Genomic DNA, 21821 nt, shown 5'->3' on the forward strand with positions numbered 1-21821 from the left:
CCTGGAAAAAAGTACACTCCAGACGAGCACAAATTTGCACAGTTATTTTCGACTCAGGACACTAGAATAGGTCCAACTTTTTCGGAGTCAGTGCCTTTATGTCAGATCCGGTTGACGCCCCCGGGCTGTCAGAATTACCGCTGGACGACTTGGTGGCGTGCCATGAGTGCGACTTGCTGATGCGCAAGCCCAAGCTCGCCCATGGCGAGAAAGCCCTGTGTCCGCGCTGCGGTTACGAGCTCTATGCCCATCGGCACAATGTTGTGCAACGCAGTCTCGCCTTGGTCATCTCCGCGCTGTTGTTGTACATCCCGGCGAACTTTTTACCCATCATGCAGCTCAATCTACTCGGGCAGTCGTCGCAAGATACTGTCTGGAGTGGCGTTGTCGGCCTGTTCGATACCGGAATGCAAGGCGTCTCAGTGATTGTGTTCCTGTGCAGCATGGGGATCCCGTTGCTCAAACTGCTTTGCCAACTGGCCGTGCTGCTGAGCATTCGTTTTGATATCGGCCGTAGTTACGGTTTGTTGCTCTATCGGATTTATCACCATCTACGCGATTGGGGGATGCTCGAGGTCTACCTCATGGGCGTGCTGGTGGCGATCGTCAAACTGGCAGATATGGCAGCAATCACCATCGGTCTCGGCCTGGCGTGCTTTATCAGTTTGTTGTTGGTCCAGGTCTGGTTGGAGGTCGTGATGTCGCCCCATCAGATCTGGCAGGCTTTATCAGGAGAGGATGCCCATGCGGGCGATTGATGCAGGCATTCTGATTTGCGCCGAATGCCATGAATTGAACAAGCAGGAAGCTGACACCGACGAGCAGGTCTGCACCCGCTGCGGTGCGCTGGTTCACGCCCGCCGTCCCAACAGCCTCGCTCGTACCTGGGCGTTGCTGATCACGGCAGCGATTCTCTACATTCCGGCCAACGTACTGCCGATCATGACGGTCAGTTCCCTCGGTCAGGGCGATCCCAGCACCATCATGTCCGGTGTGATCCAACTGGTTCAACACGGCATGCTTCCCATCGCCGCTGTGGTGTTTATCGCCAGTATCGTGGTGCCCACGTTCAAATTGGTGGGCATCGCCTTGCTGCTGTTTTCCGTGCAGCGCCACCAGCCGCTTTCGGCTCGTCAACGGATCTGGATGTACCGCTTTATCGAGTTCATCGGTCGCTGGTCAATGCTCGATATCTTTGTGATTGCCATCCTGGTGGCGGTTGTGAATTTTGGACGGCTTGCCAGTGTCGAAGCCAATCTTGGCGCCATCGCTTTCGCCAGTGTGGTGATTCTGACGATGCTTGCCGCAGTAACTTTCGATCCCCGACTGATTTGGGATAACACGGAGTCGGACGACGACCATGACTGATTTGCCCACAGCGAAAACCCGACCGGCCTCGAACTGGTCAGCCATTTGGGTGTTGCCCCTGATCGCCTTGATCATCGGCGGCTGGCTCGGCTGGCGTGCCTACAACGAGACCGGCATCGAGATTCAGGTGCGTTTCGAAAGCGGTGAAGGCATTCAGGCCAACAAGACCGAAGTGGTCTACAAAGGCATGTCGGTCGGCAAGGTGAAAACCCTCACGCTCGATGATGAAGGCGCCTCCAAAGGGGTGATCGCCACCGTTGAAATGAACAAGGACGTGGAGCAATACCTGCGGACCAGCACACGCTTCTGGCTCGTCAAGCCGAGCGTGACCCTGGCGGGTATCACGGGCCTGGAAACCCTGGTTTCCGGTAACTACGTCGCGATCAGTCCGGGGGAAGGCGAGCCCACACGCCGGTTCAAGGCCCTGGCTGAAGAACCGCCGCTGTCGGATGCCCAGCCCGGGTTGCACCTGACCATCAAGGCTGACCGCCTCGGTTCGCTGAACCGTGGCAGCCCGGTGTTCTACAAGCAGATCAAAGTAGGACAGATCAAAAGTTACTTGCTGTCCGAAGACCAAAGCACGGTTGAGCTCAAAGTGTTCATCGAACCCACCTACGCCAAGCTCGTACGCAAACACACACGTTTCTGGAACGCCAGCGGCATCAGCATCGACGCCAACCTGTCCGGTGTGAAAGTGCGCAGTGAGTCCCTGGCCAGCATCGTCGCCGGTGGTATCGCGTTTGCCACGCCGGAAAACCGCAGGGACAGCCCGCCCACCGATCCGAGCCTGCCGTTCCGTCTCTATGAAGACTTCGATGCGGCGGCGGCCGGTATACGGGTCAAGGTCAAACTCAGCGATTTCGAAGGCCTGCAGGCCGGTCGTACGCCGGTAATGTACAAAGGCATTCAGGTCGGCAATCTGAAAGCGCTGAAGATCGATCCTGATCTGTCCGGTGCTACCGCTGAACTGACCCTTGATCCTCTGGCCGAAGATTACCTGGTCGAAGGCACTCAATTCTGGGTGGTCAAACCGTCGATCTCCCTGGCCGGTATCACCGGGCTTGAAGCGCTGGTCAAAGGTAACTACATCGCTGTGCGTCCCGGCGATAAAGGCGCAGCACCACAACGTGAGTTCGTGGCACGGGCCAAGGCGCCGCCGCTGGATTTGCGTTCGCCGGGTCTGCACCTGGTGTTGTTCACCGAAAATCTTGGTTCGCTGGAAGTCGGCAGTCCAATTCTCTACAAGCAGGTCAAGGTCGGTTCGGTACAGAGCTATCAGTTCTCGCGCACCAAAAAACAATTGGTGATTGGCGTACACATCGAGAAGGAATACGAAGGGCTGGTTAACGCCTCGACTCGATTCTGGAATGCCAGTGGCATTACGCTCACGGGCGGATTGACTGGCGGAATCCAGGTCAAAAGTGAATCGCTGCAAAGCCTGATGGCCGGCGGTATCGCCTTCGAAACCCCGCTGGCCAAAGCCCCGCTGCAAAAGAAAATCCCGCGTTTCCGTTTGTTCGCCAGCCATGACGAAGCCAACCAGAAAGGCGCCGTGATCACGATCAAGGTCGATCGCGCCGATGGCTTGCGCAGCGGCACTCCGGTGAGATTCAAAGGCCTGGATGTTGGCAAGATTGAAGACGTCGACCTCACGGATGACCTGCAATCGGTGATGCTCACCGCGCGGATCACCGAAGTGCCGGAGCGTATCGCTCGGGCCGGCAGTCAGTTCTGGGTGGTCAAGCCCGAGCTGGGTCTGCTCAAAACGTCGAACCTGGAAACCCTGGTGACCGGTCAATACATCGAAGTGCAGCCGGCAGCGAAAAACCTCGGGCCGCAGAATAACTTCGTAGCGCTGGCCAATCCTCCTGAAACCGCCAAACAGGAAGCCGGGTTAAGTCTGGTTCTCAGCGCCGCTCGCCGAGGTTCGTTGAAAACCGGGGTGCCAGTGACGTATCGCGAAGTCACCGTGGGCAAGGTGACGGGGTATGAGCTGGGCCAGACGGCTGACCGTGTGTTGATACACATCCTGATCGAGCCGAAGTACGCGCCATTGGTGCGCAGCGGCACGCGATTCTGGAACACCAGCGGTTTCGGTTTCGATTACGGTTTGTTCAAAGGCGCGACGGTTCGTACCGAATCGCTGGAGACGCTGATTCAGGGCGGTATTGCTTTCGCCACGCCGGATGGGGATCGCATGGGTAACCCGGCGCGAGCGGAGCAAACTTTCCCGTTGTTCGACAAGTTTGAAGATGAATGGCTGACCTGGGCGCCGAAGATCTCGCTCGGTAAATAATCTGTTGGCGCCTGGGAGGGCGCCTTCGCGGGCAAGCCTCGCTCCTACAGATCAGCACCGAACCTGTAGGAGCGAGGCTTGCCCGCGAAGAGGTCCGGATAGCCAACACATAACCACCAGACAAAAAAAGGCCGCGATTGGATCGCGGCCTTTTTTATTGCCTTCGATTAATGCAAATCAGACCGCATCCAGCTCCGGTTCATCCGCTTCAACATTAACCACAGCCTTCACCTCATCGTGACGACGGATGTACTTCCAGTCCGCCTCATCGATGTAGATCCCGTTCGGCCCGCTACCGCCTTCCAGGTCAATCGCCACACTGGCACAGACCTGCGGCTTCACACTCGCCAGAATCGGCACGAAGCCCAGTTGCAGACTGGTTTCCAGCAACGCTGCCTGGTTTTTCTCGTCGATGTCCGCCGCTTCGTCGAGGTAGTACGGCAGGCGCACGCGACCGGCCTGGTCGCGGTCCATCAAGTGCAGTAACAAGTACATGTTGGTCAGCGCCTTGATGGTCATCGTCGTGCCGTTGGACGCAGCGCCGTCGATGTCGGTGTGGATCACCGGTTGACCGTTGACCTTGGTGATCTCGAACGCCAGTTCGAACAAGTCCTTGAGACCAAGCTGGTTGTGGTTCGCCGCTACCAGGCGCGCCAGGTATTCCTTGGCTTCTTCGTTCTTGTTGTCTTGATCGGCGCTTTGGCTCAGGTCGAACACGGAGAGGGTTTCGCCTTCTTCGTACTGACCGGCGCTGTGGATGATCTGGTCGATGTGCTTGAGCGCTTCCTTGTTCGGCGCAAGCACGATGCGGAAGCTCTGCAGGTTGGAGACCTGACGCTTGTTGATCTCGCGGTTGAACAGCGCCAGTTGGTGCTCAAGGCTGTCGTAGTCGCTGCGGATGTTACGCAGGGTCCGGGCGATGTCGGTAACCGCGGCGCGGCGTGCCTTGCCGAGGGTCAGGGCTTCGTCGGTGCGGTGTGCATACGCGTTGATCAGCAGTTGCAGGCGACGCTCCATATCGTCTTCGCTGTCGAACTTGGCCACGCCCTTGAGGCGCACCTGAGCGTACAACGCGTCGATCTGGCCATCGCTGCGCAGCAAGCCCTGCCAGCTGTCCTGATAGTCGTTGAGCAGCGGCAACAGGTTGTCCATGGAATCGTCGATCGGGTCCATGAACGGCGTGCCGAACGGCAGGTCTGCCGGCAACAACTGACGGCGGCGCAGGGCGTCGTCGAGGGTGCGTTGCTTGGCTTCCATGTCGCCGATCTGCCGGCCGACCAGTTGCAGCTTGGCCGACAGTTGCTGGACGCGTTCGGTGAACGCGTCGCTGGAGCGCTTCAGTTCTTCCTGCGCCGCTTCCATCTGCGCCAGTTGCTCAAGCTTGTCGTCTTCCTCGGCGCTCAGGGTTTGCGTGCGGCGGAAATCTTCCAGGGCTTTCTGCGCGTCCAGCACTTGCTGGTACAGCGCTTCGGTCTGGGTCTTGCTCGCTGCGCGGTCGGCGACCACGGCAGCCTGGGTTTTCAGTTGCTTGAGTTCTTTTTCCAGGCGGTCTTTCTGATCGCGCAACGCGGCGCGGTCCGCCAGGGCCTGCAACGCCGGGGGTTCAATGTGCGAGATGTCGATGGACAGGCCCGGCACTTCGAAGCGCTCGCCTTTGAAGCCGTCGAGGATCAGCTCCATGGATTTGACCCACTGACCGTCCTCGTCCAGCGTGATGCCATGCTCGCCCAACGGCAGGCTGAACAGCGCGCTGTTGAACAGGCGCATCAGACGCTCGACATCCTGTTGCGAAAACTCTTCGCGCAGACGAGCGTAGCTGTTGTTGTCGGCGTGATCGAGTTGCTGTTTCACCGATTTCAGGCGTTTTTCCAGATCGCGCAGACGCTCTTCCAGGTCTTCGGCAGAGAACTGCCGCGACTGCGCCAGCGCACCGGCCAGTTCATCGTGCGCGTCCTTGGCCGCGAGCAATTGCTGCTCCAGGACCTTGACGTCAGTCACCAACGCGAAGCGATGCTTGAGCACCGACAACTCGCCGAGCCAACGCTGGATACCGGTGATTTCCCGCTCCAGACGCATCAGCTCCTGCGTGCCGCCGCGCTGATCGTTTTGCAGCGCGTCCTGCTCGTTGCGGTAATGTTCGGCCTGAATCGTCAATTCTTCTTTGCGTGCACTGGCATAGTCCGACCAGGTGCCGAGCAACGAATCGAGCAGCGGCGAGATCCGGTGCAGTTTGCCGCGCAGAATATTGCGCTGGGCAACGCCTGCGGCCAGCGCTTCAACCAGCGGGCCGGCGGTGACCAGCGAGTTGTAGTCCTGCTCCATGCGTCGTACATCGCGGAAGGCTTCTTCGCACGCAGCGATGTAATCGACGCTGCCGGAACGCAGGCTGTGCTCGAAAGCATCGAGGAACAATTGCTTGAGCTTGGCCGCGGTGATTTCGCGCATGTGCAGCAGGTTGATGAACAGCGCGCGGAAGGTCTTCAGGCTCTGCTCGCTGGTGGAGCGCAGCGGAATCAGGGTCAGGTCCAGCGGAATCGAGGTGTGGCCGCCGACCAGCAAACGACGCAGTTCATCCGGCTTGAGTTCGTAGGCTTTCAGGCCTTCGCGCTCAAGGTTGGTGAACAGCTCTTTCTGACGCAGGCAGGTGTCGTTTTTCTGGTAATGGGCCAGGTCGAGTTTGCCGGCATAGGCAAAGAACTGGTGACCGAAACCACCGCCCGGGCCACGACCGACCACGCCGATCACGTGCGGACCGTGGGGCAGCGAGACTTCCACCAGGATGTAACTGGTGTCCGAAGCGAAGTAGAAACGCCGGGATTGTTCCAGGCTGTACTTGCCGAAACTCATGTCCGACATGCGCGCCAGAATCGGGAACTGCAACGCGTTGATCGAGGCGGATTTACCGAGGTTGTTCGCGCCGTAGACCGACAACGGTTCTTCCAGCGGAAACAGGCCGAGGCTGTAACCGGCGGTGTTCAAAAGGGCAAAGCGGCGAATGCCGTAGCGTTCCTTGCTCATGCGTCGGTCTCCTGTTCTTCGGCAATGGCGCGGGCCAGGGCGTCTTCTTCGCTTTCTTCAGCGAAGTCACTGAGGTCCAGTGGATCATCGGTTTGCAGCAGTTTTTCGTCGCTGTCGTCGTCGATCAGCACCGGAACCGGCAGCGGCAGCACGCTGTGCAGGCTGGCGGCCAAGTCGCGGTCCTGCTGAACCGACAGGCAGACGTCGAGGAAACGGTGCATCGGCGGCAGGAAACGGTAGACGCCGTTTTCTTCGCCGGCAAACCCGAGCTGCGTCATGCGGCGCATGATTTTTTCTTCGAGTTCTTCGACGGTCTGCACTTCGGCCTGGATGAACAGGTCGCGGTACTTTTCCAGCAACGATGGCAATTCATCGCGACCGAGGCTGCCGCCATCGAGCACGGCAATCGGGTCACGGCCCTGATCGGCCAGATGCTCGACGAGGATGAAGGTGAACAGCGCCAGACGCTGCGCGGTCTTGTTCACCGCCGCAGCGGCGAGGTCCGGCACAAAGTAGTAGAAACCGCGGGTGTCGCAAACCAGTTCAAAACCCAGTGCCTTGAACAGCGTGCGGTACTGGTCCTGGAAGTTCGACAGTTGCGCGTACAGCTCCGGGTCGCGGCGGCTGACGTGGTAGCCCTTGAACAGCTCGCGAAAGATCGGTGCCAGCTGGGACAGTTCGGATAGATCAAGATGCATGTGGAATGCTCGCAGAATTCTCGATGGCATCTGGGCCGGCCGAGAGCAGGGCGAAGGAGCGCAGGCTGACCTGGTGCTCGTGAGTGTGGTAATCGCGGCGTTCCAGACGCTCGCGTTTGAAGCGTTTTTCCCGCGACAGGCGCGAGAACCAGTACAGCAATTCGTCGGTGGCGCCGTTCGGTTCCTGTTCCAGCAGCCAGGTCATCAGGTCTGGCATCGGCAGGGCGTCTTCACAACGTTCAAGCATTTCGCGAACGGTACGTGGTGCGCGTGGCGCTTCGCCTTTCTGGGTCTTGTGGGCCTTGGGGAAACGCGCCGGTTTCGGCTCGAAACGGGCCAGCGCGTAGACGTAGGCTTCGACCTGACTGGCGCTGCCGAGGAAGGTGCTTTGCGGCCGGGTGAACATCGGCATCGCCGCTTGTGGCACCGCGTCGATACCTTTGCGACGGATGGCCGACAAGGCCAGCGCTGCGCCACGGGTCACGGCGTTGTGCCGGCGAGCTTCTTCACGCAGCGGCAGCAGCAGTTCGCGAGCATGACGCAGCGTCAATTGAGCGCTGGTCTGCATTTCAAGGATGCGCGCGTGGGTGCGCAGCAGCATGTCGTCGTCGACCAGGTGGCCGAGGCGTTGCTGCTCGGTGAGCATCTTCAACAGGACGTTTTCGACTTTGCGCACGCCTTGTTCGAAGGCGCCGTCGGCGTTCACCAACTGAATCATCGGCTCGACGTATTCGTCCCAGGTCGCCAGTACTTCGGCGTAACGCTGACGCAGCGGAATCTGTCGGTCGCTGGTCTTGGCGCGTTCGGCGACGGCCACCAGGGCCTGTTCGTCGTTGGCGAGTTTCTTCAGTACATCGCGCACACGCATGTCGAGCAGGCGCAATTGGCGCGCCAGGTCGTGGCCGTCGCGGATGTCGAAGGCGTCCTGAATGTAACCGGCCAGGCGTTCGAGGTGGCGCAAATAGGCTTCGATTTCCAGGCACAGGCCCAGGCGGTGCTCACGGCGCAGGTAAGCGAGGAAGTCGTGGATCTGGGCGTTGAGCTCGAAACGGTTCGGGCTTTTTGCCACGGGAACCAGAATGTCGAGGCGGATCCACACGTCCAGCAGGCTGGTGATGTCCTGCGGCGTACTGTCGAGTTGCTGGGCGGCCAGTTGCGTGCGCAGTTCGTTGAGGCTCAGTGTGCCTTGGTCGAAGTGCTCGCACAGTGGCTCCAGAAGTGCCCAGTGTTCAGCGAGGGCGCGCAAGACGCGCTTGGGTTCGATCATCGGAATGGCCGGCTGGTTGGCGATTAAAAGCCGCGATTGTACTGCATCGGGACCGATGCGATTCACTCTCGGGACGGGCTGTAGCTGTTTCTAAGGGAAAGAGTATCGATCAAGCGCGGGCGATCTTGAGCGAAGGGCGGTAGAATCAGCGCACTTTAGTTATCCACAAGTGGCCGACCTTTGCTAATCGAGTCCCGTCGCCGCGCTTATTTGACCGCCATGCAGGTGGTCAACTGGCTGCCGCGTACCGAATTGCCCTTTGCCGCGCCTTCGCGGCCCGAGCTGCTGGAAATGCCGGAGCCGTTGGTCGTCGCCCCGGTGGCGCTGGCTCCAGTGGCCGATGCGCCTGCGGAACCTGTGGTCAAACCGGCCGAACGGGTAAAAATCGAGGTGCCGCGGCCATCGTTGGCCAGCACGCGCACCAACGCCAAGGTCGAAGAAGAAGAGGCACCGGTCGCGGTCAAGGCGCCGGTCGTGCCGCCACCGCGTTTCGCCCTGCAATTGCTGCGTGCCGGTCGGTGCCTGCTGCTGGTGGAGTTACCCACAGGCGAAACCTTCCAGACCCGTGATCCCGCCTATCTGCTGCTCAAGGACATGTTGCGCGCCGCCGGTCTGCCGGACAGCCCGCAAATTGTCGGCGAACCGGTGCGCTGGCCATTGTTGGTTCGCGGCACCATGGATCAAGGCCCGGAAGCGGCTCGTGACTTCGTACAAGGTTTTCTCTCGGCCCGGCTGGAAGACGCACCGTGCGTCTGCGTGTGGCTGATCGGCCTGCCGGCGGTGCGTTTTGCCGGCGAGGCCAACGCCGAATCCTTCAATCGTGAACTTCAGGTCGAAGGCCTGGGCGCGGTCTGGGCCCTGCCGGGCCTGGAATTATTAATGGAAGAGCCACAGCGTAAGGCTGATGTCTGGCAAGCCATGCGTCGGCTGATGGCGCGCTGGAAAGAATCGAATGAGTGACGCTGTATCGTTTCGCCCGATGACCGAGGCGGACCTGGACGCTGTCCTGAAAATTGAATTCGCGGCGTATAGCCATCCCTGGACCCGCGGAATTTTTCTCGATGGGCTGGGCAAGTACCAGATCTGGCTGATGTTCGAAGGTTCACAGCAGGTCGGGCACGGAGTGGTGCAGATCATTCTGGATGAAGCGCACCTGCTGAACATTACCGTCAAACCGGAAAATCAGGGCCGCGGCCTGGGTTTGACGCTGCTGGAGCACCTGATGTCGATTGCCTACAAGGCTGAGGCGCGGGAATGTTTTCTGGAAGTGCGCGACAGCAATCGCTCGGCGTTCCGGTTGTATGAGCGGTACGGGTTCAACGAGATTGGCCGGCGTCGGGATTATTATCCGGCGGTGGGTGGGCGCGAAGATGCGGTGGTCATGGCCTGCACCCTGGTGGATTGAGCCTCAAAAGCTTCGCGGGCAAGCCTCGCTCCTACAGGGAATTGCATTGCAAACGTAGGAGCGAGCGGGCGGCGATCCGACTTGCCCGCGAAGGCGTCCTCATTGACACCCACGATCACCGATTCCCATCCAGCGGATCCAGCCGCGCCAGTTCTTCTTCATCCAACCCATTACCCCCGCCGATGTCATCTTCATCGACGATGCTCAAATCCCAATCGGCCCGGTAATCGTCACCGGCCTCATGCGCATCCCGCGCACCGTCTTCACGGATCAACGTTTCCGGGCTCATGTCATCATCGGTGGATTCATGATCAGCGGTCGAGGCGCCGGTCATGCCGGCTTCACGCACGCGCGCGCGCGGTATCAGTCGCTCGCGTTCCGTTTGCGTCAGTTCGTCGCCGATTTTCGCGCTGGGTTCTTCCTCCTCGAAATCCAGCTCCTGCAGCGAACCCATGCGGTCTTCGTTGTCGTCGATGGGCTCGGGTTGCGCCGCATCGTACGGACGTCGTGAATCATTCATGGTAATTCCTCATACTGTGAGCCTTACTACGGTAGACCCACTGGGCTGCCCGGAATTCCGCCGGCAGGGAACACCGGTAATATGCCTCATCGGCAATCTGCATCTTGCGCGTGACCCCGACGGACGGTTGTCTGTCAAAGCAGCGCATCATTCTCGAGGCTTCATTGCATGAACGACTTACAAGATCTGATTGATAACAACGAGCGCTGGGCTGACGCGATCACCAAAGAAGATCCTGATTTCTTCGCCAAACTGGCGCGTCAGCAAACGCCGGAATTCCTCTGGATCGGCTGTTCCGACGCCCGCGTACCGGCGAACGAGATTGTCGGCATGCTGCCCGGTGACCTGTTTGTCCACCGCAACGTGGCCAACGTGGTGCTGCACACTGACCTCAACTGCCTGTCGGTGATTCAGTACGCGGTGGACGTGCTCAAGGTCAAACACATCCTCGTTACCGGCCACTATGGCTGCGGCGGCGTGCGTGCTTCGATGCAGGATCGCCAGTTCGGCTTGATCGATGGCTGGCTGCGGTCGATTCGTGACCTTTACTACGAAAAGCGCGAAGAACTCTCCAAACTGCCAACCGAAGAAGAGCGGGTCGACCGCCTCTGCGAGCTCAACGTGATCCAGCAAGTGGCCAACGTCGGGCACACCAGCATTGTGCAAAACGCCTGGCACCGCGGGCAGAAACTGTCGATTCACGGCTGCATCTACGGCATCAAGGACGGTCGGTGGAAGAGCCTGAATGCCACCATCAGTGGTTTCGAGCAGTTGCCGCCGCAGTACCGCCTGCGTCCATTCGAGCCGCTGTAAAAGCCCCCGGCGTCATCGGCGCCAATTCTGGAAGAACAACTGGCCATCGGCATTCGGCGATTCGTCGTAGCCGGTGATCCAGCCACGGCAGCAAGTACAACCACAGCGGCAGGCAAACTGCCGCTGCAGCCTGTCTTCCGTCGTGGCGAAATCCATCGTCAGCCGATCACCTTTTCTGATGTCCTTCAGCGCCCATAACCACAGTTCACTCATGTCGAGAAAGGCGTTGGGGTCGCAGGCGTGGTTAAGCAATCCGCAGAAGCGCGGGTCATAGACATGAATGCCCGGCGCCATTTGCCGAGTGCGTCGGCAGCGATAGGGCAGCAAATGCCCGGAAATACGGCAGATTCGGCTGAGCCGAGGGAATTCGCGCAAAGCGGCGACAGCGATCGGCTCTCCCTGAGCATTGTTGATGATTTGAAAGTCTTCCGTGGTAGGGAATCCCAGTCGAGGGGGCAATTCCATAAACGGATAGATGCCATTGAATGGCGGTGAGGTGATTCCTTGCTCAGCGTGGGGTTTCATCACAATCCTTGTCGGCGGGGCGCTGCGACCTCCGTCAGCTGACATCCTGTCAGCCCTGCAGCACATGGGTACGCCTCAAGACTCTCGCAAAAAAAACCACCGGTCTACTGTCATAACTGACAGAGGAAAAGCGCGCGTTCCCACGTCAGCCAAGGCTCACGCAGGAACGCCGTTCAGTTTTTTACAGATGCGTAGCAGGCACTGCGGTCGCAGGCGTGGGGACCTTGAGCTGTTTGAGTTGAGCCTTGATCGGCGTCGTCGCGCATTTGGCCGTGGCTTGCCCAGGCGTCAGGTTGCGGATCGAGGTGTAGAACAGTTCGCAGGTTTTAACTGCCTGGGCCACTTGCCAGGTCTGGGTGCAACTTCTCAGCTCAATGTCTGGATTGCTGTCGAGGTCGCGGCCCATTGCGGCCTGCCAGCATGCGGCACTCAAGTCCTGGCCCATGACTTTCAGGCCCGCTGCGTCGGCCTGGGCCTGGGCATCTTTGCCGGTGTAGCTGTCCGGGTCGGCGGCGTACCAGATGTAGCTCGGGTGGTTGGAACCCAGCACCGGCACTTTCACCCCTTCTTTCGGACTGATGGTTGCCAGGCCCAGCACGTTTACGGTCGGCCCGTATTGCTGCTTGATCCAGTTACGCACCGGCGCACCGAACGCGACCATCGGCAACGCGGCACCGCTGGCGTTCTGGCTGACTTCCTTGACCATGGTGGACTGGTAGTCCTTGAAGTAGTCGTAGACGCCTTCCAGATCCTTGCCGGCGTTGGACGGCGCGGCGATCGGCGCGATGTCGATGATGGTCTGGAAAGCCGGTGTCTGATCGGCAGGGATGCCGTTGATCGTCAGCAGCGTGGCCCAGCGATCGGTGGTCTTGGACTCCAGATAGTCCTGGGCCTGAGTCAGCGAGTAATCCGGCGGGAAGTGCAGCAGCTCGACACTTCTGCGGTTCTCCAGGGCCATGCCCAGCGGCAGGAACAAGTACCAGCTGTAAGCCCACTTGCCGTCGGCATTCAGCTTGCTGGCGCCGGTATAAGCCAGATCGCCGGCATCGAGCAGCGCTGCCAACGGCTTTTCATAGCCCCTGGGCACACCGGTGATTGCGGCATAGAGCTGATTGTTATCGGTTTTGACCTGCACCTTCGCATCGCTGTAACCATCACGCTGCACGCTCTGCGTCAGGTAATGCTCGACGGTTTGCTCCAGCGTCCAGTTGCGAAAGCAGATCACGTTGCAATTGTTGGGGTAAGCGAACAGCCGGGTGACGCGCTCGGTGCTGCCCAGCTTCAGATCGGCATCCGCCTGGGCGGCGGTGCTCAGGGTCAGGGCGGCAAGGGTGAGTGCTGCGAGTTTGAACATGCTCAGATCCTTTTCAGCGTGTGGGCCCTCGAGAACGGGCGAAGACATACTGAAACAGAAGAGGCCGAACGAGAAGTAGGGGCCGATAGAAATATCGGCCCCTTTTTGCATTACGGCATCACCGGCGCCGTATACGTCAGCGTCGTCCCCAGCGCCCACAGCAGAAACAGCACCAGCGGCGTGTGCACCAGCAGTTGCACGAACGAAAACCCGATCAAGTCCCGCGCCTTCAAACCCAGCACGCCCAGCAGCGGCAGCATGTAGAACGGGTTGATCAGGTTCGGCAGGGCTTCGGCGGCGTTGTAGATCTGCACGGCCCAGCCCAGGTGGTAGTTCAGGTCGGTGGCCACTTGCATCACGTACGGCGCTTCGATGATCCACTTGCCGCCGCCCGACGGGATGAAGAAGCCGAGGATCGCCGAGTACACGCCCATCAGCAGTGCGTAGGTGTCGTGGGACGCGATCTGTACGAAAAAGGTCGAGATGTGGTGCGCCAGAGTCTGCGCATCAGTGCCTTTGACCGTGGTCATCAGCGCGGCGATCGAGCCGTACAACGGGAACTGGATCAGCACGCCGGTGGTGGTCGGCACCGCGCGGGACACCGCATCGAGGAAACTGCGCGGGCGCCAGTGCAGCAAGGCACCGAGCATGATGAACAGGAAGTTGTAGGTGTTCAGCCCGGAAATCGCACTGATCGCCGGTTTGGTCGAGAACTCGTGGAACAGCCACCCGGCCGCCAGCAGCACCAGCAGAATCGTCAGCAGCGGGCTGTGTTCCAGCCATTCGCCGGGGCGAGTGCGCGGTTGCAGCGGTGGCAGGTTGAAGCTCGGGTCGATGCCGCAGGCTTTGGCATCGCGGGCCGAGTTCGGGCCCGGGGCGGTGGCGTAGGCAATGATCAGCGAGATCACGATCAGCGCCAGCAACATGACGCCGGACTGCCAGAGAAAGATGGTTTGCGTGAACGGAATCACCCCGGTGATCGACAGAATCGACGGCGGCAAACTGGCCGGGTTGGCCTGCAACTGCGCGGCGGACGACGACAGGCCCAGGGCCCACACCGCGCCAAGGCCCAGGTAGGCGGCAGCACCGGCGGCGCGATAATCCATTTTCAGGTCGACGCGGCGGGCGAGGGCGCGCACCAACAAGCCGCCGAACACCAGCGACAAGCCCCAGTTCAGCAGCGACGCGACCATGGAAATCAGCGCCACCCACGCCACGGCGGAACGGCCGTTCTTGGGGATGCGCGCCAGACGGTCGATCAGCTTGACGGCGGGCGGCGAGCTGGCGACTACATAACCACCGATTACCACGAACGCCATCTGCATGGTGAACGGGATCAGGCTCCAGAACCCGTCACCGAAGGCCATCGCGGCATCGGTGGGTTTTGCGCCCATGAACAGGGTGGCCACGGCGACGATGATCACCGCCAGGGCAGCAAACACCCAGGAATCAGGAAACCAGCGTTCGGCAAAACTTGAACAGCGCAGGGCAAAACGGGCGGAGCGGGTATCTTCGATATCAGCGGCCACGGGAGTACCTCGAATTTTTATGATTGTTGTGGTCTTCAGGGCCGTAGAGGCCTAACACCGTTTTTATTGTGGGAGCGAGCCTGCTCGCGATGGTCGTTAACGATGACGCGTGTTTACTGGTTAAACGCGGCGATCTCGAGTCCATCGCGAGCAGGCTCGCTCCTACAGTTTTTGATCGGCACTGGCTGCAACGCCCGTCTGGACAGGCGCCAACAGTAAATCAATCGGTCAGGATTTGTGACGAAGTTTTACCGATACGGGACTATGGTCTAACGGGTTGTCCGCTGGCGCGTTTGCGTAGACCATGGGCGCCTTGGTTTTTTGCCCATGCCAGAGTTCTTTTGATGACTGCCCTTAACGATTCGCGCCCGGCACCGTTCAGCCGTTCGGACTACAAGACCCTCGGCCTTGCGGCCCTCGGCGGCGCGCTGGAAATCTACGATTTCATCATCTTCGTGTTTTTCGCCCTGACCCTCAGTCAGCTGTTCTTCCCGCCGGAAATGCCCGAATGGCTGCGCCTGCTGCAAAGTTTCGGGATTTTTGTCACCGGTTATCTGGCACGGCCGTTGGGCGGGATTCTGATGGCGCATTTCGCCGACCGACTGGGGCGCAAGAAAGTCTTCAGCCTGAGCATTCTGATGATGGCGCTGCCGTGCCTGCTGATCGGCATCATGCCGACCTACGCCCAGATCGGTTATTTCGCACCCTTGCTGCTGTTGGTCCTGCGGGTACTGCAAGGCGCGGCGGTCGGCGGTGAAGTGCCGAGCGCCTGGGTGTTCGTCGCCGAGCACGCGCCGGCCGGGCATCGCGGTTATGCACTGGGTTTCCTTCAGGCCGGGTTGACCTTTGGCTACTTGATCGGCGCGCTGACAGCGACCTTTCTGGCACAGGCGTTCACCCCGGCGGAGATCCTCGATTTCGCATGGCGTTACCCGTTCCTGCTGGGCGGCGTATTTGGCGTGATAGGCGTCTGGCTGCGCCGCTGGCTCAATGAAACCCCGGTGTTCATGGCGATGCAGGCGAAGCGTGATGCCGCCGTCGAACTGCCACTGCGCACGGTCCTGCGTGAGCATCGCCTGGCCATTTTGCCGGCGATGATCCTCACCTGCGTGCTGACTTCAGCCGTGGTGGTGTTTGTGGTCATCACCCCGACTATGATGCAGAAAACCTTCGGCATGACCGCCAGCCACACCTTCGGCCTGAGCGCATTGGGCATCGTGTTCCTGAACATCGGCTGCGTGCTCGCCGGATTGCTCGTCGACCGTATCGGCGCCTGGCGCACCGTGATGCTGTACAGCCTGCTGCTGCCGCTGGGCATCGGCGTGCTCTATACCTGCCTGATCATCGGCGGCAACTGGATCGGTCTGGCGTATGCGATTGCCGGCCTGAGTTGTGGCGTGGTCGGCGCGGTGCCGTCGGTGATGGTCAGCCTGTTCCCGGCGCGGATTCGCGTCTCGGGGATTTCCTTCACGTACAACATTGCCTACGCCGCGTGGGCGAGTATCACGCCGCTGTTGCTGATCGGTCTGATGCCGTGGAGCCCTTGGATCTGCGTGATTTTCTGCGCGGTGATGGGCGCGGTGGGCGTGAGCAGCGCACTGTATTTCGGCGCGCGTACGTCGAGCACAGGCACTTGCCCGGCGGCTGGCGCCATCTGATTGAAGGTGGCGCTGCGTCCAAGACAACTATTTTTGTAGGACAACCCTGAAACACTCTTCAGAAAACATCCCCAAGGCCGATGGCTAGGCTGCATGCCGCTTTCTATCTCTGTCCATCGGTGCTTTCCCATGTTCAACAAACGCTTGAAGCAAGAGTTGTCGGCTCTTCGCGAAGAACTCTCCAGCCTTCAGCAAGTGAAGGAAAGTCTGGAAAGCGAGATGCTGGTCCTGACCCTGGATCCCGACGGGCGGATTCAATCGGTCAATCAGAATTTTCTCAGCGAGATGCTCTACAAGAGCCACGACCTGATCGATCGTCCTATCGAAGACATCGTTCCTGTTCACGTGAAGTCCGACGAATTCCATCACCGCTTCAAGGCTGCGCTGACCCGAGGCGAGCACTTTGCCGGTGCGGTGCGCTTGTTGCGTGGCGATGGCCAAGAGGCCTGGTTGCGTTCGATTGTGCAGCCGGTGCGCTCCGGGGACGGGCGGATCAAGCATTTCTCGATTTACTCCAGTGACCTGACCCGCACCATCGAGGCATCCCGTGAACACGAGAACCTGATCGGCGCGCTGGTGCGCTCGACGGCGGTGATCGAGTTCGACCTCGCTGGCAACGTGTTGTCGGCCAACGACCGCTTCCTCAACGGCATGGGTTACAGCCTCGCGCAGATCAAAGGCAAACATCACCGTCTCTTCTGTGAAGCGCAGGAGCACACCAGTGCCGAGTATCAGGACTTCTGGCGTCGCCTGAATTCCGGGGAATTCGTGGCCGGCCGCTTCAAACGCATCGACAGCCACGGGCGTACGGTCTGGCTGGAGGCGTCCTACAACCCGGTGGTCGACGCCAATAACAAACTCTACAAAGTGGTGAAGTTCGCCACGGTGATTACCGATCAGGTCAATCAGGAGCTGGCCGTCGCTGAAGCGGCGAACATTGCCTACGGCACCTCGCAGCAAACCGATCAAAGCGCCCAGCGCGGCACGGCAGTAGTGACGCAAGCGGTGAACGTGATGCGCGACCTGGCCAAGCACATGCAAACGGCCGGTGAGGGCATCGAGGCTTTGAACGAGCAGTCGCTGGTGATTGGCACCATCGTCAAAACCATCAGCGGCATCGCCGAACAGACCAACCTGCTGGCACTCAACGCGGCGATCGAAGCGGCCCGTGCCGGTGAGCAGGGTCGTGGTTTTGCCGTGGTCGCGGACGAGGTCCGGCAATTGGCTTCGCGCACCAGTCAGGCCACCGATGAAATTGTCCTGGTGGTGCGTCAGAACCAGGACATGGCGCGTAATGCGGTGTCGCTGATGACCGACGGCAAAACTCAGGCAGAGCAGGGGCTGGCGCTGGCGGCAGAGGCGGGCACGGTTATTGTCGAGATTCAGGACGGCGCGCAGAAAGTGGTGAACGCGGTCGGGCAGTTTGCCAACCAGCTAACGACTTGATGCCTGCGAACCGGGCGGATATCGCTACAATCGGCTCTTTTCCCAGGAGCAGATCCCATGAGCGCTTCCCATCGCCGCCCGGTTCCCTTGTCCAAGGCTTATCGCCTGCTCAACCATGGGCCGACCGTGCTGGTCAGTGCGGCCCATGACGGGCAGCGCAACATCATGGCGGCGGCCTGGGCCATGCCACTGGATTTCGAACCGCCGAAAATTGCCGTGGTGCTGGACAAGTCCACCTGGACCCGGCACCTGCTGGAAGCGTCGGGCACATTCGTGTTGAACGTACCTTGCGCTGCCCAGGCCGATATCGCGCAAACCGTCGGCTCGACCTCGGGCCTGGAGCTGACTCAAGGCCAGGGCCGGGACAAGTTCCAGACCTATGGCTTGCAGACCTTCAGCGGCGAGTTGATCGATGCGCCGATGCTCGAAGGTTGCGTGGCCTGGCTCGAATGCCGGTTGCTGCCGGAACCGAACAACCACCAACAATACGATCTGTTCCTGGCCGAAGTGATTGCGGCCCAGGCGGACGAGCGCGTGTTCAGCGACGGTCGCTGGCACTTCGAGGGGCACGATGCGTTACGCACCTTGCACCACGTGGCGGGCGGGCATTTCCTGACCATCGGTGATCCGGTGGACGGCAAAGCCTTGCAGCCGTAAGACTTCAGACCCAGAGGTCATTCTCCGCCGTGCGCTCGCCACCCTTGTCGCCGGTGTTCAACACGCCCCGGGGTTCGATCAGCAGGAGTTTCACCTCTTGCTCGGCGAACGGCTTGTGCTCGATGCCCTTGGACACCACGTACATTTCGCCGGCGTTCACCAGCACGTGACCATCACGAAAATCGATGCGCAACTGGCCTTCGAGCACGATGAAGGCTTCGTCGGTATCGAGGTGGTCGTGCCAGATGAAATCCCCCAGCAGTTTCACCACCTTGAACTGGTAGTCGTTCATTTCGGCAATGACGCGCGGTGTCCAGTGCGAGTCGATTCGTGAGATTTTTTCGGCGAAGTTCAGGCTTTCGTAAGCTTTCATGAAGCAGCTCTCGTGGTTGATCGTAGAACCACGGTAACCAGCGCAACGGCGCGCTTCTTGTACGATTGTGCGTGGCTCAGCGCCGGTGCATTTTCATCCAGCGCGCCGGTGACAAGCCGTAGGTTTTGCTGAACTGGCGGGTCATGTGGCTCTGATCGGTGAAGCCGGCGATCAGCGCGGCACTGACCAGCGACTGGCCCTGAATCAGCAGCGAACGGACCAGGTCCAGGCGACGCATGGTCAGGTATCGATAAGGGCTGGTGCCGAACAACAGGCGAAAATCCCGTGACAGGCTCCAGCGATCCCGACCACTGTGGTGCGCCAGTTCATCCAGGGTCACGGTGCGATCCAGGGCGCTGTGCATGTACTCGCGCGCGCGTTCCGCTGCCACATAGTCGAAGCTTGGGCGCTTGGTGGTCACTCCGCCGACAGTGTTCAAGGCTTGCGCCAGATCGAACAGCGCGTCCTGTTCTTCCAGCGGTTCGAGCGGGCAATCGAGACTGCGCAGCAGCACTTGGGTGGCGGCGAACAGGCGTGGGTCGGTCGACAACCCGTTCTTGATGAACGGCAACGGCTGACCGCCGAGCATCTGCTGGATCAGCGCCGGTTCGATGTACATCATCCGGTAGTGGAACCCGCTCTCGGTCCCAGCCTCGCCATCGTGGACTTCGTCCGGGTGCAGCACCATCGTCCCGCCGGGCAGGCTGTGGCGCCAGGCGCCGCGATACTGATAACTCTGCACGCCGGCCAGGGTGTGACCGATGGCGTAGGTGTCGTGGCGGTGCAAGTCGTAGCCGTGACCGGCAAAAAACGCTTCGAAACGCTGCAGGCCGGAAACGTCGGGTGCGCGGTGGAACCAGTCATTGCGAGGCGGGTGTCGGGCCATGGTGATCGTTATCTTGAGCTTGATGCAGAACACGTTAGCTCAGTGACCGGTCGTCTGTCTGCTGGCGGATGGAAGGTCTCGCGTGAGTAGAAAACCGAGGGCAAATGTTGCAATGTGTTGCGCATCCTCTGCAGCCAAGAAGGCGACCCCCATTATGGAAATATCCCACCTGAGCTACGCCGCTCCGTTGTTGTCGCTGGCGTTGTTGTGGACGGTTGCGGTGGTGACGCCGGGGCCGAACTTCTTCAACATCGCGCAATTGGCAGCCAGTCAATCCAAACGTCACGGCGTGGTGGCTGCGCTGGGCGTGGCCACCGGCACGGTGCTCTGGGGGCTGGCGGGCGGGTTGGGTATCAAGTCGCTGTTCAGCGCGGCGCCGACGCTTTACCTGAGTTTCAAGATTGCCGGTGGTTGTTACCTGATCTATCTCGGCTTGAAGCAGTTCAAGCGCAAACCGCCGGTTGCTGCGGGCGACAGCCGCTTGCTTGACGGCGCGGGGCGCACATTGTGGTCGGTGTATGGCCAGGGTTTTCTGGGCAACATGACCAACCCAAAATCCGCACTGTTCGTGGCGACGATCTTCGCGACCGCCATGCCCGCGACGGTGCCCCCGACATTGCTGGCGCTGGCCGTAATGACCATGGCGACGTTGTCGTTCAGTTGGTATTGCAGCGTGGCACTGGTTTTCTCCAGCCGTCGGATGGCGCGGGTGTACGACCGTTCGCGCCAATGGCTGGATCGCTTTGCCGGCAGTTGCTACCTGTTGTTCGGTGCGCATCTGGTGGCCAGTCGCTGAGGAGTTCTGAATGAGCAAACTGCGGGTAGGCATTATTTTTGGCGGCCGTTCGGCGGAGCACGAAGTGTCGCTGCAATCGGCGAAAAACATCGTCGACGCACTGGATCGTTCGCGCTTCGATCCGGTGTTGATCGGTATCGACAAGCAGGGTCATTGGCACTTGAACGACCCGTCGAATTTCCTGCTCAACCAGGAAAACCCGGCGCTGATCGCCCTCAACCAATCCAACCGCGAACTGGCCGTGGTGCCGGGCAAAACCCGTCAGCAATTGGTGGAGACTTCCAGTCAGGAGCTGTTGGGCCACGTTGATGTGATCTTCCCGATCGTCCACGGCACGCTGGGTGAAGACGGTTGCCTGCAAGGGTTGCTGCGCATGGCCGATCTGCCGTTTGTCGGCTCCGATGTGCTGGGCTCGGCGGTGTGCATGGACAAGGACATCAGCAAACGCCTGCTGCGCGATGCCGGGTTGGCGGTGACGCCGTTCGTGACCCTGACCCGCGCAACCGCCAAGCGCACCGGGTTCGCCGAGGTCCGGGGCAAACTCGGGCTGCCGCTGTTCGTCAAACCGGCGAATCAGGGCTCTTCGGTGGGTGTGAGCAAGGTCAACGATGAGGCCGAGTACACGGCAGCGGTCGAACTGGCCCTCGGTTTCGATGAGAAAGTGCTGGTCGAATCCGCCGTCAGCGGTCGCGAGATCGAATGCGCGGTGCTCGGCAACGAAGACGCTATTGCCAGTGGCTGTGGCGAAATCGTCGTGCGCAGCGGGTTTTATTCCTACGACAGCAAGTACATCGACGCACAGGCCGCGCAAGTGGTGGTTCCGGCTGACATCAGTACCGAAGCCAGCGAACGCATTCGGGCCCTGGCCGTCGAGGCGTTTCAGGTACTGGGCTGCTCCGGGCTGGCGCGGGTCGATGTGTTCCTGACGGAGAGCGGTGAAGTGCTGATCAACGAGATCAACTCGCTGCCCGGTTTCACCCGCATCAGCATGTACCCCAAGCTGTGGCAGGCCACGGGCATGACGTACAGCGAGCTGGTCAGTCGTCTGATCGAGCTGGCGCTGGAGAAGCACAAGGCACGGCAGGTGTTGAAGATTTCTCGTTAGTTTGCGTGCGATTGTTCAGGCTCAGCCTCTCAAACGACGTATTTCCCTGTAGGAGCTGGCTTGCCAGCGAAGATCGTCAACGATAACGCGTGCTATCTGAATGACCG

19 protein-coding genes and 2 pseudogenes are annotated in these 21821 nt (G+C 60.2%); 12 read left to right on the forward strand and 9 right to left on the reverse strand.

Annotated features, from left to right (window positions below; genetic code table 11):
• Positions 1–98: 98 nt before the first annotated feature.
• From J4E42_RS20980 to J4E42_RS20990, 3 genes are read left to right on the forward strand one after another with little or no spacing between them, the layout of a single operon-like run.
• Positions 99–758, forward strand: coding sequence for a paraquat-inducible protein A (locus J4E42_RS20980; protein ID WP_008037175.1), 660 nt, complete (start codon positions 99–101; stop codon positions 756–758).
• Positions 745–1368, forward strand: coding sequence for a paraquat-inducible protein A (locus tag J4E42_RS20985; RefSeq protein ID WP_192228931.1), 624 nt, complete (start codon positions 745–747; stop codon positions 1366–1368). The genes J4E42_RS20980 and J4E42_RS20985 overlap by 14 nt, the downstream gene beginning before the upstream one ends.
• Positions 1361–3664, forward strand: a complete 2304-nt coding sequence (locus J4E42_RS20990; protein ID WP_192228932.1) for an intermembrane transport protein PqiB — start codon at positions 1361–1363, stop codon at positions 3662–3664. The genes J4E42_RS20985 and J4E42_RS20990 overlap by 8 nt, the downstream gene beginning before the upstream one ends.
• Positions 3665–3841: 177 nt before the next feature.
• Here the strand turns inward: J4E42_RS20990 and mksF are convergent, their stop codons facing one another.
• From mksF to mksB, 3 genes are read right to left on the reverse strand one after another with little or no spacing between them, the layout of a single operon-like run.
• Complete coding sequence (gene mksF / locus J4E42_RS20995; RefSeq protein ID WP_207286077.1) at positions 3842–6682, reverse strand: Mks condensin complex protein MksF; 2841 nt, start codon at positions 6680–6682, stop codon at positions 3842–3844.
• A complete protein-coding gene (mksE, locus tag J4E42_RS21000) occupies positions 6679–7380 on the reverse strand; it encodes an Mks condensin complex protein MksE (protein WP_008025812.1) in 702 nt (233 codons plus the stop codon). Before mksE ends, mksF begins: the two co-directional genes overlap by 4 nt.
• Positions 7370–8647, reverse strand: coding sequence for an Mks condensin complex protein MksB (gene mksB, locus J4E42_RS21005; RefSeq protein WP_207286078.1), 1278 nt, complete (start codon positions 8645–8647; stop codon positions 7370–7372). Before mksB ends, mksE begins: the two co-directional genes overlap by 11 nt.
• Positions 8648–8866: 219 nt before the next feature.
• Here mksB and J4E42_RS21010 point away from each other — a divergent pair, with 219 nt between their 5' ends.
• Positions 8867–9607 carry a hypothetical protein gene (locus J4E42_RS21010; protein WP_008037180.1) on the forward strand — a complete coding sequence of 247 codons (741 nt, stop codon included), beginning with the start codon at positions 8867–8869 and terminating at the stop codon, positions 9605–9607.
• Complete coding sequence (rimI, locus tag J4E42_RS21015) at positions 9600–10052, forward strand: ribosomal protein S18-alanine N-acetyltransferase (protein ID WP_008025817.1); 453 nt, start codon at positions 9600–9602, stop codon at positions 10050–10052. Before J4E42_RS21010 ends, rimI begins: the two co-directional genes overlap by 8 nt.
• 115 nt (positions 10053–10167) lie before the next feature.
• On the opposite strand, the gene J4E42_RS21020 is transcribed toward rimI, so the two are convergent.
• A complete protein-coding gene (locus J4E42_RS21020; RefSeq protein ID WP_207286079.1) occupies positions 10168–10572 on the reverse strand; it encodes a serine kinase/phosphatase in 405 nt (134 codons plus the stop codon).
• A gap of 168 nt (positions 10573–10740) precedes the next feature.
• On the opposite strand from J4E42_RS21020, the gene can reads away from it, so the two are divergent.
• The gene (gene can, locus J4E42_RS21025) at positions 10741–11385 is read left to right on the forward strand and encodes a carbonate dehydratase (protein ID WP_008025819.1); all 645 of its coding nucleotides are present in this window, start codon (positions 10741–10743) and stop codon (positions 11383–11385) included.
• 12 nt (positions 11386–11397) lie between these two features.
• Here can and J4E42_RS21030 read toward each other — a convergent pair whose 3' ends face one another.
• The 3 genes from J4E42_RS21030 to J4E42_RS21040 form a co-directional block, all read right to left on the reverse strand.
• The gene (locus J4E42_RS21030; RefSeq protein WP_032832343.1) at positions 11398–11910 is read right to left on the reverse strand and encodes an SET domain-containing protein-lysine N-methyltransferase; all 513 of its coding nucleotides are present in this window, start codon (positions 11908–11910) and stop codon (positions 11398–11400) included.
• Between the two features lie 181 nt (positions 11911–12091).
• Positions 12092–13264 (reverse strand): hypothetical protein, encoded by a 1173-nt coding sequence (locus tag J4E42_RS21035; protein WP_207286080.1) that lies wholly within the window; start codon positions 13262–13264, stop codon positions 12092–12094.
• 110 nt (positions 13265–13374) lie between these two features.
• Positions 13375–14793 carry a short-chain fatty acid transporter gene (locus J4E42_RS21040; RefSeq protein ID WP_008037184.1) on the reverse strand — a complete coding sequence of 473 codons (1419 nt, stop codon included), beginning with the start codon at positions 14791–14793 and terminating at the stop codon, positions 13375–13377.
• A gap of 344 nt (positions 14794–15137) precedes the next feature.
• Here J4E42_RS21040 and J4E42_RS21045 point away from each other — a divergent pair, with 344 nt between their 5' ends.
• The 4 genes and pseudogenes from J4E42_RS21045 to J4E42_RS21055 all read left to right on the forward strand — a co-directional run bounded on the left by J4E42_RS21045 (position 15138) and on the right by J4E42_RS21055 (position 18554).
• A complete protein-coding gene (locus J4E42_RS21045) occupies positions 15138–16451 on the forward strand; it encodes an MFS transporter (RefSeq protein ID WP_207286081.1) in 1314 nt (437 codons plus the stop codon).
• A 219-nt stretch (positions 16452–16670) separates the two neighbouring features.
• Positions 16671–17303 (forward strand): annotated as a pseudogene (locus J4E42_RS29760) (PAS domain-containing protein); the annotation flags it as partial.
• Between the two features lie 159 nt (positions 17304–17462).
• Positions 17463–17897 (forward strand): annotated as a pseudogene (locus tag J4E42_RS29765) (methyl-accepting chemotaxis protein); the annotation flags it as partial.
• Positions 17898–17954: 57 nt separating this feature from the next.
• Positions 17955–18554 (forward strand): flavin reductase family protein, encoded by a 600-nt coding sequence (locus tag J4E42_RS21055; protein ID WP_008025833.1) that lies wholly within the window; start codon positions 17955–17957, stop codon positions 18552–18554.
• Positions 18555–18558: 4 nt separating this feature from the next.
• Here J4E42_RS21055 and J4E42_RS21060 read toward each other — a convergent pair whose 3' ends face one another.
• The gene (locus J4E42_RS21060; protein WP_207286082.1) at positions 18559–18927 is read right to left on the reverse strand and encodes a cupin domain-containing protein; all 369 of its coding nucleotides are present in this window, start codon (positions 18925–18927) and stop codon (positions 18559–18561) included.
• A 76-nt stretch (positions 18928–19003) separates the two neighbouring features.
• Positions 19004–19813, reverse strand: a complete 810-nt coding sequence (locus J4E42_RS21065) for an AraC family transcriptional regulator (protein ID WP_207286099.1) — start codon at positions 19811–19813, stop codon at positions 19004–19006.
• Positions 19814–19967: 154 nt separating this feature from the next.
• Between J4E42_RS21065 and J4E42_RS21070 the strand changes: the two genes are divergently transcribed.
• Complete coding sequence (locus J4E42_RS21070; protein ID WP_008037197.1) at positions 19968–20609, forward strand: LysE family translocator; 642 nt, start codon at positions 19968–19970, stop codon at positions 20607–20609.
• A 10-nt stretch (positions 20610–20619) separates the two neighbouring features.
• Positions 20620–21714: a D-alanine--D-alanine ligase gene (gene ddlA, locus J4E42_RS21075; RefSeq protein ID WP_207286083.1), complete on the forward strand. Its 1095-nt coding sequence runs from the start codon at positions 20620–20622 to the stop codon at positions 21712–21714.
• Positions 21715–21821: the final 107 nt, after the last annotated feature.

It is taken from the genome of Pseudomonas sp. FW300-N2A2, from assembly GCF_017351735.1.
GTDB classification, from domain to species: domain Bacteria; phylum Pseudomonadota; class Gammaproteobacteria; order Pseudomonadales; family Pseudomonadaceae; genus Aquipseudomonas; species Aquipseudomonas migulae.

What these genes read in the sequence shown, in the direction of transcription:
- rimI (WP_008025817.1), top strand. Translation starts at nt 9,600, where the DNA reads ATGAGTGACGCTGTATCGTTTCGCCCGATGACCGAGGCGGACCTGGAC.
- J4E42_RS20985 (WP_192228931.1), top strand. Translation starts at nt 745, where the DNA reads ATGCGGGCGATTGATGCAGGCATTCTGATTTGCGCCGAATGCCATGAA.
- ddlA (WP_207286083.1), top strand. Translation starts at nt 20,620, where the DNA reads ATGAGCAAACTGCGGGTAGGCATTATTTTTGGCGGCCGTTCGGCGGAG.
- J4E42_RS21035 (WP_207286080.1), bottom strand. Translation starts at nt 13,264, where the DNA reads ATGTTCAAACTCGCAGCACTCACCCTTGCCGCCCTGACCCTGAGCACC.
- J4E42_RS21065 (WP_207286099.1), bottom strand. Translation starts at nt 19,813, where the DNA reads ATGGCCCGACACCCGCCTCGCAATGACTGGTTCCACCGCGCACCCGAC.
- J4E42_RS21055 (WP_008025833.1), top strand. Translation starts at nt 17,955, where the DNA reads ATGAGCGCTTCCCATCGCCGCCCGGTTCCCTTGTCCAAGGCTTATCGC.
- can (WP_008025819.1), top strand. Translation starts at nt 10,741, where the DNA reads ATGAACGACTTACAAGATCTGATTGATAACAACGAGCGCTGGGCTGAC.
- J4E42_RS20990 (WP_192228932.1), top strand. Translation starts at nt 1,361, where the DNA reads ATGACTGATTTGCCCACAGCGAAAACCCGACCGGCCTCGAACTGGTCA.
- mksB (WP_207286078.1), bottom strand. Translation starts at nt 8,647, where the DNA reads ATGATCGAACCCAAGCGCGTCTTGCGCGCCCTCGCTGAACACTGGGCA.
- J4E42_RS21010 (WP_008037180.1), top strand. Translation starts at nt 8,867, where the DNA reads ATGCAGGTGGTCAACTGGCTGCCGCGTACCGAATTGCCCTTTGCCGCG.
- mksE (WP_008025812.1), bottom strand. Translation starts at nt 7,380, where the DNA reads ATGCATCTTGATCTATCCGAACTGTCCCAGCTGGCACCGATCTTTCGC.
- J4E42_RS21060 (WP_207286082.1), bottom strand. Translation starts at nt 18,927, where the DNA reads ATGAAAGCTTACGAAAGCCTGAACTTCGCCGAAAAAATCTCACGAATC.
- mksF (WP_207286077.1), bottom strand. Translation starts at nt 6,682, where the DNA reads ATGAGCAAGGAACGCTACGGCATTCGCCGCTTTGCCCTTTTGAACACC.
- J4E42_RS21070 (WP_008037197.1), top strand. Translation starts at nt 19,968, where the DNA reads ATGGAAATATCCCACCTGAGCTACGCCGCTCCGTTGTTGTCGCTGGCG.
- J4E42_RS21030 (WP_032832343.1), bottom strand. Translation starts at nt 11,910, where the DNA reads ATGAAACCCCACGCTGAGCAAGGAATCACCTCACCGCCATTCAATGGC.
- J4E42_RS21020 (WP_207286079.1), bottom strand. Translation starts at nt 10,572, where the DNA reads ATGAATGATTCACGACGTCCGTACGATGCGGCGCAACCCGAGCCCATC.
- J4E42_RS20980 (WP_008037175.1), top strand. Translation starts at nt 99, where the DNA reads ATGTCAGATCCGGTTGACGCCCCCGGGCTGTCAGAATTACCGCTGGAC.
- J4E42_RS21045 (WP_207286081.1), top strand. Translation starts at nt 15,138, where the DNA reads ATGACTGCCCTTAACGATTCGCGCCCGGCACCGTTCAGCCGTTCGGAC.